This window comes from Halorhodospira sp. M38, assembly GCF_022227985.1.
Lineage (GTDB): Bacteria > Pseudomonadota > Gammaproteobacteria > Nitrococcales > Halorhodospiraceae > Halorhodospira > Halorhodospira halophila_A.
In genome coordinates this window covers 1-12,736 of record NZ_JAJNQP010000013.1, presented here as the reverse complement: position 1 = coordinate 12,736, position 12,736 = coordinate 1, and the positions used below count along the sequence as shown (strand labels likewise).

At 69.4% G+C, this 12,736-nt stretch carries 12 protein-coding genes; 6 read left to right on the top strand and 6 right to left on the bottom strand.

The features are described from left to right. Nucleotides 1-20 precede the first annotated feature (20 nt). The 6 genes from odhB (at nucleotide 21) to LRA98_RS08670 (ending at nucleotide 5,762) form a co-directional block, all read left to right on the top strand. Complete coding sequence (gene odhB, locus LRA98_RS08695; RefSeq protein WP_238633445.1) at nucleotides 21-1,328, top strand: 2-oxoglutarate dehydrogenase complex dihydrolipoyllysine-residue succinyltransferase; 1,308 nt, start codon at nucleotides 21-23, stop codon at nucleotides 1,326-1,328. 73 nt (nucleotides 1,329-1,401) lie between these two features. Next, nucleotides 1,402-2,823: a dihydrolipoyl dehydrogenase gene (gene lpdA, locus LRA98_RS08690; RefSeq protein ID WP_201169965.1), complete on the top strand. Its 1,422-nt coding sequence runs from the start codon at nucleotides 1,402-1,404 to the stop codon at nucleotides 2,821-2,823. A 113-nt stretch (nucleotides 2,824-2,936) separates the two neighbouring features. Beyond that, the gene (locus LRA98_RS08685; protein ID WP_238633444.1) at nucleotides 2,937-3,782 is read left to right on the top strand and encodes an META domain-containing protein; all 846 of its coding nucleotides are present in this window, start codon (nucleotides 2,937-2,939) and stop codon (nucleotides 3,780-3,782) included. Continuing rightward, nucleotides 3,779-4,432 (top strand): methyltransferase domain-containing protein, encoded by a 654-nt coding sequence (locus tag LRA98_RS08680; protein ID WP_201241769.1) that lies wholly within the window; start codon nucleotides 3,779-3,781, stop codon nucleotides 4,430-4,432. The genes LRA98_RS08685 and LRA98_RS08680 overlap by 4 nt, the downstream gene beginning before the upstream one ends. Before the next feature lie 77 nt (nucleotides 4,433-4,509). Then, nucleotides 4,510-5,484: a patatin-like phospholipase family protein gene (locus tag LRA98_RS08675; RefSeq protein ID WP_238633443.1), complete on the top strand. Its 975-nt coding sequence runs from the start codon at nucleotides 4,510-4,512 to the stop codon at nucleotides 5,482-5,484. Between the two features lie 8 nt (nucleotides 5,485-5,492). After that, nucleotides 5,493-5,762, top strand: coding sequence for a hypothetical protein (locus tag LRA98_RS08670; RefSeq protein ID WP_201169961.1), 270 nt, complete (start codon nucleotides 5,493-5,495; stop codon nucleotides 5,760-5,762). Between the two features lie 3 nt (nucleotides 5,763-5,765). Here the strand turns inward: LRA98_RS08670 and LRA98_RS08665 are convergent, their stop codons facing one another. The 6 genes from LRA98_RS08665 to LRA98_RS08640 all read right to left on the bottom strand — a co-directional run. Continuing rightward, entirely contained in the window at nucleotides 5,766-6,347 is a 582-nt protein-coding gene (locus LRA98_RS08665; protein WP_201170306.1) for a methyltransferase domain-containing protein, read from the bottom strand. A gap of 5 nt (nucleotides 6,348-6,352) precedes the next feature. Next, nucleotides 6,353-7,375 carry an ABC transporter ATP-binding protein gene (locus LRA98_RS08660; RefSeq protein WP_238633442.1) on the bottom strand — a complete coding sequence of 341 codons (1,023 nt, stop codon included), beginning with the start codon at nucleotides 7,373-7,375 and terminating at the stop codon, nucleotides 6,353-6,355. After that, complete coding sequence (locus LRA98_RS08655; protein ID WP_238633441.1) at nucleotides 7,372-8,349, bottom strand: ABC transporter ATP-binding protein; 978 nt, start codon at nucleotides 8,347-8,349, stop codon at nucleotides 7,372-7,374. Before LRA98_RS08655 ends, LRA98_RS08660 begins: the two co-directional genes overlap by 4 nt. Further along, entirely contained in the window at nucleotides 8,349-9,683 is a 1,335-nt protein-coding gene (locus tag LRA98_RS08650) for an ABC transporter permease (protein WP_201242995.1), read from the bottom strand. The genes LRA98_RS08655 and LRA98_RS08650 overlap by 1 nt, the downstream gene beginning before the upstream one ends. After that, nucleotides 9,680-10,792 carry an ABC transporter permease subunit gene (locus tag LRA98_RS08645; RefSeq protein WP_201169953.1) on the bottom strand — a complete coding sequence of 371 codons (1,113 nt, stop codon included), beginning with the start codon at nucleotides 10,790-10,792 and terminating at the stop codon, nucleotides 9,680-9,682. Before LRA98_RS08645 ends, LRA98_RS08650 begins: the two co-directional genes overlap by 4 nt. Before the next feature lie 2 nt (nucleotides 10,793-10,794). Continuing rightward, nucleotides 10,795-12,736, bottom strand: a 1,942-nt coding sequence (locus LRA98_RS08640) for an ABC transporter substrate-binding protein (RefSeq protein WP_238640835.1), incomplete at its 5' end; no start/stop codon positions are given.

Sequence of the window (12,736 nt, the reverse complement as noted above, 5' to 3'; positions counted from 1 at the left end):
CACCAGAGAAGGGGACCTGCATGAGCGTCGAGATCAAGGTGCCAGCGCTGCCCGAGTCCGTCAGCGAGGCGACGGTGGTGGCCTGGCATAAGCAGCCCGGCGAGGCGGTGAGCCAGGACGAGAACCTGGTCGATCTGGAGACGGATAAGGTGGTGCTGGAGGTCCCGGCGCCCGCCGACGGTGTGCTGCAGGGGATCGACCGTGCGGTGGGCGATACGGTCACCCCGGACGATATCCTCGGGCACGTCGAGGCGGGTGCCGCAGCCGCCACCGATGACCCCCCGGCCGCCGAGACCGCCGCGGCGGCCGCGGCCGGCGGACAGGCGTCGGACGACGCCGAGCCGGCCCCCCAGGGCGGGGAGGACACGGCCCCCGAGGCGCCCGTCGCGGCCGCGGACGCGGAGGCGGCACCGGCGGTGAGCCTGGACGGGCTCAGCCCGGCGGTGCGCCGTCTGGTCCGCGAGCACGGCCTGGATCCTGCCCGGATCGAGTCCTCCAGTGGCGACGGTCGCCTGACCAAGGAAGACGTGCTCCGCCATCTGGAGCGTCGGGCCGAGGCCGAGGCAGCGCCCACCGCGGTTACAGCACCGCAGAGCGCCCCCGCCGCCGAGGCCGCCCCGCTGGGCGACCGACCCGAGCAGCGGGTGCCCATGACCCGGCTGCGCCAGCGCATCGCCGAGCGTTTGGTCGAGGCGCAGCAGACCGCGGCCATGCTCACCACCTTCAACGAGGTGGATATGCAGCCGGTGATGGATCTGCGCGCCCGTTACCGCGAGCGTTTCGAAAAGGCCCACGACGTGCGCTTAGGCTTCATGTCGTTCTTCGTCAAGGCGGCGGTCGAGGCCCTCAAGCGCTATCCGGCGGTCAACGCCTCGATCGACGGCAATGACATCATCTACCACGGCTATTACGACATCGGCATCGCCGTCTCCTCGCCGCGGGGGCTGGTGGTGCCGGTGCTGCGCGACGCCGACCGCCTCTCCTTCGCCGAGATCGAGTCACAGATCAACGAGCTCGGCAAGCGTGCCCAGCAGGGCAAGCTGAGCATGGACGAGCTTACCGGCGGGACCTTCACCATCACCAACGGCGGGATCTTCGGGTCGCTGCTCTCCACGCCCATCCTCAACCCGCCTCAGAGCGGCATCCTGGGGATGCACAAGATCCAGGAACGACCGGTGGTCGAGGACGGTGAGATCGTGGTCCGGCCGATGATGTACCTGGCCCACACCTACGACCACCGCATCATCGACGGCCGCGAGGCGGTGCAGTTCCTGGTGGCCGTCAAGGACTGCATCGAGGATCCCGCCCGGCTGCTGCTCGAAATCTAGCGGCGCGGGCCCACGATCCGCCCGGGGCCGGAGGCCCTCGAGCGCACATACAACCACAGAACAGGGTCGCAACATGTCCAATCACTACGATGTCATCGTTATCGGTGCCGGCCCCGCCGGATACAGCGCTGCCATTCGCTGCGCCCAGCTGGGCATGCGCACTGCCGTGGTCGACGCCTTCGTCTTCAAGGACGGCGAGCCCGCCCTCGGCGGCACTTGCCTGAACGTCGGCTGCATCCCCTCCAAGGCGCTGCTCGACAGCTCGGAGCAGTATCACAAGGTCACCGAGCAGCTCAGCGCCCACGGCATCACCGCCCAGGGGGTGGAGCTGGATGTGGAGAAGATGATCGCCCGCAAGGACAAGGTGGTGAAGGATCTCACCGGGGGCATCCGTCAGCTGTTCAAGGCCAACAAGATCGAGTGGATCCACGGTCACGGCCAGTTGGTCGAGGCGAAGACCGTGGAGGTCCGCCGCTCGGATGGCACCAGTGAGCGCTACAGCGCCGACTCCGTCGTACTGGCCACCGGCTCGCGCAGCGTCGAGATCGGCGCCGCAGCGCTGGATCACGAGCGCATCGTCAACTCCGACGGGGCGCTGGACTTCACCGAGGTGCCGCAGCGGCTCGGCATCATCGGCGCCGGGGTCATCGGCCTCGAGATGGGCTCGGTATGGAGCCGGCTCGGCTCGGAGGTGGTGCTGCTCGAGGCGCAGGACGAATTCCTCGGGCCGGTGGACCGCCAGGTGGCGCGCACGGCCCAGAAGGAGTTCAAGAAGCAGGGGCTGGATATCCGCCTGGGTTGCCGGGTCACCGGCACCCGGGTCGACGGTGGGGTCACGGTCTCCTACGAGGACAAGAACGGTGGGCAGGAGCTGGAGGTCGACCGCCTCATCGTCTGCGTCGGCCGGCGACCCAACACCGATGACCTCTGCTCGAAAGAGGTCGATCTGCTCCTCGACGAGCGTGGCTTCATCAATGTCGACGAGGACTGCAAGACCAACCTGCCCGACGTCTACGCCGTCGGCGACGTCGTGCGCGGGCCGATGCTCGCTCACAAGGGCCAAGAAGAGGGCATCCTGGTGGCGGAACGAATCGCCGGCAAGGGCGGGCACCTCAACTACGAGACCATCCCGTGGGTGATCTACACCGACCCCGAGATCGCCTGGGTGGGTCGGACCGAGGAGCAGCTGAAGAAGGCCGGCATCCCCTACAACACCGGGGTTTTCGGCTTTGCTGCCAACGGGCGGGCCCGTGCCATGGACCAGACCGCTGGGATGGTCAAGCTCATCGCTCACGCCGAGACCGACCGGTTGCTCGGGGCCCACATCATCGGTCCGCAGGCCTCCGAACTCATCGCCGAGGCGGTGGTGACCATGGAGTTCGCCGGCTCCGCCGAGGACATCGCGCGCACCATCCACGCCCACCCGACGCTCTCCGAGTCCGTCCACGAAGCGGCCCTGGCCGTGGGTAAGCGGGCCATCCATAAGGCCAACTGAGCCGGTACGCGCCGTGCGCCGCCCCCGCACGGGGCGGCGCCGCCGCGTGCGGTCCGGATTCCGTTGCACCGAGGCAGTGCCGCTGGAGCACCGCTTTCGGGTATTCTGGACCCATGACCACCATCCGTACCGTCGCGACCACTCTTCCGATCCTTCTCCTGCTGGCCGCGTGCGCTACTCCCGAGCGGGCGCAGGACCGCGAGCCGGCCGGGGTCCGTGAGGATCCCCCCGCCCCCTTGGCCGAGGCCGAGCCCGAGCCCATCGAGGCCCCCGAGACTGTCCCGGAGCCGGCACCGGGGCTGGGTACCGCCGATGAACCGTTCATTGCCCGCGGGCAGGAGCCGGGGTGGATGCTGCGCATGGACGGCGAGCGCATGCGGCTGCTGGCCGATTACGGCCGCCTCGAGGTGGCCGCCGCGCAGCCGGACCCGGAGGTAACGGACACGGCCCTGCGCTATACGGCGGAGACCGATAACGGCCGCGCGCTGGAGGTTGTCGTCGAGCAGGCGCTGTGCGCCGATGTGGCCACCGGCATGCCGCACCCGTACCGCGTCGACTACACCCTGGACGGTACGCAGCATCGCGGTTGCGGCGGCGATCCCCGGGGGTTGCTGACCGGGGGTGAGTGGCAGATCGTGGCCGTCGACGGCGAGATCCCCGAGGCGATCATCACGCTCGATCTCGATGCCGAGGGGCGGGTTCACGGGCAGGCGCCGTGTAATCGCTACGCCGGCGCCTACCGGCTGACCGGCGAGCGGATCGTGTTCAGCGGCCTGGCCGCCACGCGCATGGCCTGCCGCGACGCGGGCCTGGCGGAAGCCGAGCAGGCGTTCCTGGATGTGCTCGCCGGGGTGTACTTCCTCTATATGCCCGAAGTCGACCGTCTGCGCCTGCTGACCGCGGATGGCAGGCGCCTGGAGGCGGTCCGCGCGGAGGAGGCCGGCGGGGTGGCGCCGTGAGCGTTCGCCCCTGCCCCCTGTGCGGCAGCTCGGCGGTGCTGTTCCATCGGGCCGAGCGCACGTATTACCGATGCCCGAGCTGCGCCCTGGTCCATGTACCGCCCGAGCAGCACCTGTCGGCGGCGGACGAGAAGGCTGTCTACGACCAGCACCGGAATGCGGTGAACGACCCGGGCTACCGGCGCTTCCTGGCACGGATCGCCGATCCGCTGATGGCCGCGGTGGTGCCGCCGGCGCGCGTGCTGGATTTCGGTTGCGGCCACGGCCCCGCGCTGGCGGCGATGTTCCGTGAGGCAGGCTATCAGGCCGAGGTCTACGATCCCTTCTACTTCCCCGATCCGTCGCCGTTGCGCGATCGCTACGAGGTGGTTACCGCCACCGAGGTGGTCGAGCACCTGGCCGAGCCGGCGGCCGAGCTCGACGGGCTCTGGGGGTGCGTGCGACCCGGGGGCTGGCTGGGTATCATGACCAAGCGCCAGCCGTCCGCCGAGGCGTTCGGTGCCTGGCACTACCTGCGCGACCCGACCCACATCGCCTTCTTCGCCGAGGCGACCTTCTGCTGGTTCGCCCGACGCTGGGGCGCGGAGCTGCACCTGCCGCGGGACGATGTCGCCCTGTTGCGCCGCCCGGTCGCCGGCGGCGCGGGCTGAGGACAGTCGGGGCCATGCCTGCTATGTTCACCCGAGACCGCTGCACCTTCAGCGGCAGCCTGAAGCGAGGATTCGCAGTGCCACACGACCTCCCCGACCGCCCACGACGCCACACCCTGAAGATGATGATCAGCGCATCCCTGATGCCCCTGGTGGGCATGTCGGTCACCCCGGTTGCCGGCGCCCGGGGCGGCGAGGTGGACCGGGACGGGAGGCCGCGTATCGGCCTGGCGCTCGGCAGCGGCGGGGCCCGCGGCCTCTCCCACCTGCTGGTCTTCGAGGCGCTCGAGGAGCTCGGGGTGCGTCCGCACCGGATCAGTGGCTGCAGCATCGGCGCCATCATGGGCGCGCTCTATGCCGCCGGGCTTAGCGCCGAGGAGATCCGAGCCGGAATCGATGAGCTCGTCGCCGATCAGGACGAGAACTGGCTGCAGACGCTGATGGGCGGCAAATGGCGGCAGTGGCTCGACTTCGTGCAGCCGTCGGATCGCGACGGCGGGCTTGTGGAGTCCGACGCCTTTATCGCCCACCTGCGCAAGGAGACGGGCGTGTCGCGCTTTGGCGAGCTGGAGATTCCGCTGCAGATTGTGGCCACCGACTACTGGAAGCGCGAGGCGGTGGTCTTCGATTCGGGTGCGTTGTGGCCGGCGGTCCAGGCGAGCATGGCCATGCCGGGGCTGTTCAGCCCGGTCTCCTATCAGGATCGGGTGCTGGTCGACGGCGGCCTGACCAATCCGGTGCCGTTCGACCTGCTCGCTGAGGATTGCGACGTGGTGGTGGCGGTCAATGTGCTCGGCACCCGTGAGGAGGGCAAGGACGAGGCACTGCGCAACCCGGCGTACCTGGACAACATCTTCAACACGTTCCAGGTCATGCAGTACTCCATCCTGCAGGAGAAGCGGCGGCGGGAGGAGCCCGATATCCTGATCAGCCCGGCGATCCGCGATATCCGCGTGCTCGACTTTCACAGGGTGGATACGATCCTTGAGCAGGCCCGCCCTGAGGTGGACATCCTCCGGGACGAGCTGCGTGAACGGCTGGCCGAGTGGTGAGCGGGATGATGGCGGAATGGTTTGCCAGCGGCCGCGTCATCGACGCCATCCTGGTGCTGATGCTCCTCGAGGGGGCCCTGCTTTACGCGCTCTACCGGCGCACCGGTCATGGCCTGGCGCCGGCAACCATCGTGACCACCCTGGCGGCCGGCGGCTTCCTGCTGCTGGCGCTGCGCGCCGCGCTGACCGGTGCCCCGTGGTACTGGGTCTCGGGGTGGTTGCTGGCTGGCCTGGCGGCCCACCTGGCGGATCTGTGGCAGCGTCTGGGCCGGTCCTGACTGTTACGCTTTGTAGGCGGCGAAGCAGCGCATGACCCCGCGCGCCCGTCGCGAGGTGCCGTCGATGCGGAACCCCGCCGCGCGCACGGCTGCCTCGGTATCCCGGTTGAGGTGGCAGCCGCCGCTGACGGCGGTCCACACCGGCTGGATGCGGTCCTGCACCCGCCCCGCCAGCCCCGGTGAGCGCACGTGCTCGAGCATTCGCAGCACCCCGTGATCGTCGAGGACCCGGCGGATCTCCCGCAGCCCCGCCGCGGTATCGCCGACGCTGCAGAAACTCAGGCTGGTGGTGACCGTGTCGAAGCTGCCGTCGGCGAAGGGCAGTGCCTCCGCGCGGCCAACGTACAGCGGGACCTGCGGCGCCCGGCGCCGGGCGCGGCGCAACGCGGCGGCGTCCGGATCCACTGCCCACACCGCGGTCTCGGCGGGATAGAGCGGTAGGGTCCGTCCCGTCCCGCAGCCTACCTCCAGGACACGGCCGCGGACCCCGTCGACGAGCGCCTCGCGCCAGCGGTGCATGCCTAAGCGTTCGCAGACGGCCATACCGGCGTCGTAGAGCCACGGGATGTGCTCGACGCCGCGCACCGGGGTCACTCGCGAAGCCAGCAGGCGGCTCGATGCTCCGGGCGGGGCCGGAAGTCCGGCGGCGGCGGATCGAGCTCGCACCGACCCGCCATGGCGTGCGGGCAGCGTGGGTGGTAACGGCATCCGGTGGGTGGCTGGATCAGGCTGGGCGCCTCGCCCCCGGGGACTGGGCGGGGGCGGCCGGCGTTGGCGGCATCGGGGTCGCCGAGGGCGCTGAGCAGGGCCTCGGTGTAGGGGTGCTGGGGCCGCTGCAACAGCGCGTCCACAGGGGCCTGCTCGACGATGCGTCCGCCGTACATCACCATCGCCCGGTCCACATAGTGGCGGACTGTCGAGAGGTCGTGGGTGATGTAAAGCAGGGCCAAGTCGTGCTCCTGTTGCACCCGGTGGAGCAGGTTGAGGATCTCCACCCGGACCGAGGCGTCGAGCATGGAGACGGGCTCGTCGGCGATGATCATCGCCGGCCGCAGCAGCAGTGCCCGGGCGATGACCACGCGCTGCTGCTGACCGCCGCTGAGTTGGTGGGGAAACTTGCCGGCCACCTCGGCCGCGGGGCTGAGGCCAACCTCTTCGAGGGCTGCCTCGATGCGCCGCCAGCGCTCGGCGCGCGGGCGGACGCCGTGGATAATCAGCGGCTCGGCCAGGATCCGCTGCACCTCCATGAACGGTGGCAGGGCCCCGTAGGGGTCCTGCTGGACGTAGCCGACCTGCGCGCGGTATGTCTTGAGGGCCGCGCCGTTGAGCTCACCCACCTCGGTACCGGCGAAACGCGCCGAGCCGGCGGTGGGCCGGTGCAGCCCGAGCAGGGTGCGCGCCAGAGAGCTCTTGCCGCAGCCGCTCTCGCCGACCACCGCAATGGCCTCACCGGCGTCCAGGCTGAAGGCTACGCCGTCGACGGCGCGCACCGTGCCGGTCCGCAGGAACCCCCACTGACGCAGTTCGAAGTGGGTGTGCAGGCCGTCAACGCACAGCAGTGCCTCATCGGTGCTGCCGGTGGTGTGCGCCGCGATGGGTGAGTGCAAGCTCATGGTCCCCCTCCCGAGCGGTGGTGAAGCCAGCAGCGGACTCGGTGCCGGGTATCGTAGGCAACCTCGGGTGGTGGCTCGCTGCAGCGCTCATAGGCCTTCGGGCAGCGTTCGGCGAAGCGGCAGCCGGTCGGCGGCTCGAGCAGGCTCGGGGGGCGGCCCGGTATGGCGCGTGGCGGCTGCTCCTGGTGCAGCCGGGGCACCGAGTCCATCAGCAGCCGCGAGTAGGGGTGGGCGGGATGGCCGAAGAACGCCTCGGCGCTGGCGGTCTCCACCACCTGCCCGGCGTACATCAGCGCCACCCGGTCGGCCAGTTCGCTGGAGGTGGCGATATCGTGGGTGATCAGCACGAAGCTGACCCCGCGTTGGGCCTTGATGCGCTTGAGCACGTTCATGATGGATGCCTGGGTGAGCACGTCCAGCGCCGAGGTGGGCTCGTCGAGGACGACCAGGTCCGGTTCGGTCACCAGCGCCATGGCCAGCACCGCGCGCTGGCGCATGCCCCCCGAAAGCTCGTGGGGGTAGCGGCGCAGGAAATCCGTGGCGATGCCCACCTCCTCGAAGGCGGCGCCGGCGCGACGGTGTGCCTCCCGCCGGCCCAGCCGGTGGTGCACGCGCAGCGGTTCAGCCACCTGTTCCCCGACGCGCACCACCGGGTTGAGGGCGTTCATGGCCGCCTGCATGACCAGGGCGATGCGCACCCAACGCACTTCGCGGCGGAAGCGCTCCTCCGGAAGGCCGAGAACGTCGCGTCCGTCCAGGCGCATCTGGCCGCTGGGGGCATGGGCGTTGCGCGGCAGCGTGCGCAGCAGGGTACGCGCCAGCGAGCTCTTGCCGCAGCCGGACTCGCCGAGCACGGCCAGGGCCTCGTTGCGGCGCACCTCCAAGTTCACGCCGTCCACCGCCCACAGGGTGCCGCGCTCGGTGGCGTAGCCCAGGCGCAGGTTCTCGATCTCGAGCAGCGGGGCACCGGCCATCAGAGGTTCCTCAGCCGCGGGTTGAAGATCCGGTCCAGGGCGAAGCCGAGCATGGCAAAGCCGAGTCCGGTGAGCATCAGCAGCGCCGCCGGCGACAGCACCCAGTAGTAAAAGCCGTGGTAGAGCGCACTCTGGGCCTGGGCATCGTGCAGGACCTTGCCCCACGTCGGCAGCACCGGGTCACCCAGGCCGAGAACCGCCAACGACGCCTCCAGGAAGACGTAGGTGGGGATCAGGGTGACGAAGGTGGGGATGAGCACTGGCAGGATCCGCGGCACCATGTAGCGCAGGATGATCCGGCCGCCCCCGGCCCCATAGGCGCGCGCCGCCTCGATATAGGGCGCTTCACGGATGGGCAGCAGCATCGAGCGGTACATCTTGATCCCGGCGCTGAATATGCCCAGCACCACGACGACGCCGAGCATCAGCCAGATGCTGGTCGAATAGAGGGTGCCGATCATCACCAGGATCGGCAGCAGCGGCAGGATGATGTTCACCTCGGTGAGCCGCTGGATGGTGGCGTCCACCCAGCCCCCGTACCAGACCCCGGTGGCGGCGATGATCAGGGTGGTCACTGTGGTGCCCACGGCGGCGAGCAGTCCGAAGGCGAGGGCGACCGGCGTGCCCCAGAGCAGGGCTACGGCCAGGTCGCGGCGCTGGTGGTCGGTGCCGAAGGCGCCGTGGACCTGCCCGTAGACGACCAGCTCGGCGTGCAGCCGGGCGGACTCTTCGAAGTGCACCGTCTCGATAACCAGCTCGTAGGTGCCGGTGCGCACTGTCGGGTCCGGGGTTCCGGGTTCGGCGTCGGTGAACAGGCCGACCTGGGGCGCGCGGCCCAGCCGACTCTCCAGTTGCCGGTCCTGGGAGATGGAGAAGCGCTCCCGCTCCCCCACCCGGCGGGCGTCGATGGGGATCTCCTCGCCGTCCGGGGTGCGCCAGTGCACCCGCGTGAAGGGCTGGCCCTGCTCGAACTCCGCCTCGAGGAAGAGATTGATCTCCGAGGGGAAGCCGTCGTAGGGGAAGTCGACCTCCAGGGTGGTTGTCTCGAGCCGTGCTGCGCCCAGATCCTGGCGCTCGGTGGGCGCATCCTCGCTGGAGACGGTGATGGTGCGCGGGGCGTCCCCGCCGAGAAGCCGGTCGGTCCACGCCGGGCTGGCGTTGACCGGCAGGTCCTGCCAGGCGTCGCCGCCGCGCCAGAGCTTCTGCGCCTCGGAGTAGGGGATGGCGGTCACGGCATAGATGGCCGTGGCGATCAGCATGGCGATGATCAGCAGCCCGGCCACGGCGGACGGGTAGCGTCGTACCTGGGTGAGCCCATCGCGCCAGCGGATCATCCCTGCCCCCCGTCGATGCGGACCCGCGGGTCCAGGATGGCGTAGAGGAAGTCCAGCAGGAACACGGTCACGGCCAGCAGGTAGGCAAAGATGACCACCGAGCCGATGATGACCGGCGTGTCACGGTGCCCGATGGCCTCGAAGAGTAGCGTGCCCAGGCCCGGCCAGTTGAAGACCTGTTCGAGAATGATCGCACCGCTCCACAGGCCGATGAGCATCAGCAGGAAGCTGGTGATGATCGGCGAAAGTGTCGGCCGGAGGATGTAGCGCTGCTCCACCAGGGCGTCGGGCAAACCCTTGGCACGGGCCATCTCCACATAATCCTCGCTGGAGTGGATGAGGAAGAACGTCCGCCACGAGTAGATCGATATGAAGATCTGGGCGATGAACATCGCCGCCACCGGTAGCGCCATGTGGCGGATCACGCTGGCTGCATAGGCCCACGGATCCTCCGGCGGCGGCACCGCCACCATGCCGCCGGACGGCAGCAGCGGGAAGATGAACGCAAGCAGCAGGATCAGGAAGATGCCGTAGAACCACGCCGGCGCCGCCGAGGTGGGTGCCAGGCCGATCACGGTCTGGTCCAGCCGGCTGCCGTAGCGTCGTGACAGCGACAGCGCGGCGAAGACCGAGACGAAAAACACCAGCAGGTTGGCGGTGCCGAAGAGCAGCAGCGTCGCCGGCAGGCGCTCGGCAATGATGTTGTAGACCTGCCGGGAACCGGCATCGCTGTGCATCTGCTCCGCCCGCCCCAGGTCGAGGGTCATGGCCGCGCGCAGGTAGTCGAAGCTGCGCACGATGAACGGCTCGTCCAGGCGCAGGCGCTCGACCTCTAGGTCGATCTGGCGCTGCATCAGTTCCTCGCGCTCCTCCGAGTCGAGGTCCTGGAAGGCCGGGTCTCCCCGGACCTGTTCGGCCACTTCGCCCTGGATCTGGGCCATGCGCAGCTCATCCACCTGCCCGCCCATGTTGGCGATGAGGATGGTCAGGTAGACACCGATCAGCACGGTCAGCAGCAGGGCGATGAGCCGCTTGGCGGTGAAAACCCCAAGATGACGGAGGTCGCGGAGCAAGGAGGCGGTGCGGCTGACGGGGGCGGCGCTGGCCACGGCTACTCCTCCTCCTGGCTGTCTGCTTCGGGGCCGCCGGCCGGTAGGGTGGCGAAGGCGTGGGTGGCGAATGCCGGCAGGGCCACGCTTCGTGAGGTGACGGCCAGTTCCATGCTGTTGGCTCCGGTGCCCAGCGTCTCCAGCGCCTTGGCGGGGACGCGGATGCGCCACTGTCCGTCGCCGTCCGGCTCGCTCTCGCCTTCCAGCGCCAGCCGGTCGTCCCGGTCGAAGAGCAGGAAGCGGGCGGTCTCGATCTCCTCGTCCGGGTAGGGTTCGCCAGCGTAGGTGATGCGGACCGTCAGCTCGAGATCCTCGCCGTGCTCGACCAGCAGCGGTCCGTCGATTTCCAGCTCCGGGATGCGCGGGTCGGTGAAGCGCAGCCACTTGTCGGCCGGATCCGGGTGATCCGGGTAGCGACGCAGCACGATGCTGCCCTCCACCGGGCGGACCGAGTGCAGGTAGAACGGCCCATCATCCACCCAGAAGTGGCCGCGTTCCTGCTGCCAGGTGTCGAGGGCGCGGTAGCGCTCGGCGGCCTCGCCCTCACGCAGCCATTCGCCAAGGGCCTGCTCGAAGGGCACCTGCTCGGCCTCAGCGGCAGCGCGCAGGTAGCCGCGGAGAACCTCCAGGCTCGGCCCCGAGACCAGGTTGAGCCACTCCACATCCATGCGGTCGGCCTTGCTCGAGGAGAAGGCGAGCTCGCCGCGGCGCTCGGCCTGGATGCCCAGGTTGACCACGTGCCAGGGCTGAGCGGCCGGGATGCGGGCGGCGACCAGGTTCTCGGCGTCCGGGTAGACCTGGTCGCTGTAGACCTCGACGGTCAGGGGGTCGGTATCGGTAATCCGCCAGCCGCGGAAGTTGCGTTGATAGACCTCGAACTCCGGCAGGTGGGAGGGATCGAACAGCGGGCTGTCCTCGTCGGCTCGGGCGAAGCTCAGGATCCAAGGCAGCACCACGTCGGCCACGGAGACCTGCGAGCCGTCGTGCCAGCGGCGCTCGAGGTAGTCGTCCTCGTAGTGGAGGACTACCCGCGAGCGGGCGGTCAGTCCATCCTCGTGGCGATCGTCCACGGTCAGGATGCGCTGCTCCTCCGGGTCCCAGTCGATCCAGGCGTCACCGGGGATCTCGATGGTCTCAGCGGTTTCCAGCGAGACCCAGTCCAGGGTGCGGTTGACCGGCGCGTCCTCAGTGACCGTGACCTCCGCCGAGTCGAGTCGCTGCGGCCAGTAGAGGCCGGTGAAGGGGTCGGGCAGCACCGCCGAGTCGGTCAACCCGCGCAGGATCATGCGGTCGAAGATCCAGTTGCTGCCGGCGACGTGGTTCCACGGTTCGGTGAGCATGCTCGGCGTGGCTGCCACCACGCGACCGCCCACGCGATCGCTGAAACGCAGGGTAAAGGGCCACAGCTGCGACCCGGAGAGCCCGCCGGCCAGGTCGCCGGCCACCTCAAGATCGGCGGCGTGGGGCCAGACACTGAGCTGATCCGCCAGCCAGATGCGCGCCGAGTTTTCCATCGCCAGGGTCAGGCCCTCCTCCATGAGTTCCTGGCGTTCCCCGACGCTGGTGTAGTCGCGGCGCTCCAGGCGCTCGGCGGCCTCGCTGAACGCCTCGGTGGGCTCATACGCCTGCCATAGCGGGTCGGGGCGGCCTCGGGGGGTGTAGTAGTAGTTGAAGTTGTCGCCGATGTCGCGGTTGATCACGGTCGAGACCCAGGCGCCGGTGTAGATGTGCCAGCGTCCGGCGGCCGGGTCGCCGGTCATCCAGATGCGGGAGGCCTCCTCGGCCGTGCGGTAGAGGCGCTCGACGGTGAAGCCGAGATCCTCCATCAGGTTGGCGATGTAGTCCCCGACCCGCTCACGGTTGTCCTCGGTGCGGATGAGCACGGTGAGGGTCACCGGCTCGTCGGCGTAATACCAGCGGCCCTCCCGGGGGGGGGGGGGGCGC

Excerpts from the sequence above, each read along its gene's own strand:
- odhB (WP_238633445.1), top strand. The coding sequence starts at position 21 with ATGAGCGTCGAGATCAAGGTGCCAGCGCTGCCCGAGTCCGTCAGCGAG.
- lpdA (WP_201169965.1), top strand. The coding sequence starts at position 1,402 with ATGTCCAATCACTACGATGTCATCGTTATCGGTGCCGGCCCCGCCGGA.
- LRA98_RS08685 (WP_238633444.1), top strand. The coding sequence starts at position 2,937 with ATGACCACCATCCGTACCGTCGCGACCACTCTTCCGATCCTTCTCCTG.
- LRA98_RS08670 (WP_201169961.1), top strand. The coding sequence starts at position 5,493 with ATGGCGGAATGGTTTGCCAGCGGCCGCGTCATCGACGCCATCCTGGTG.
- LRA98_RS08660 (WP_238633442.1), bottom strand. The coding sequence starts at position 7,375 with ATGAGCTTGCACTCACCCATCGCGGCGCACACCACCGGCAGCACCGAT.
- LRA98_RS08655 (WP_238633441.1), bottom strand. The coding sequence starts at position 8,349 with ATGGCCGGTGCCCCGCTGCTCGAGATCGAGAACCTGCGCCTGGGCTAC.
- LRA98_RS08650 (WP_201242995.1), bottom strand. The coding sequence starts at position 9,683 with ATGATCCGCTGGCGCGATGGGCTCACCCAGGTACGACGCTACCCGTCC.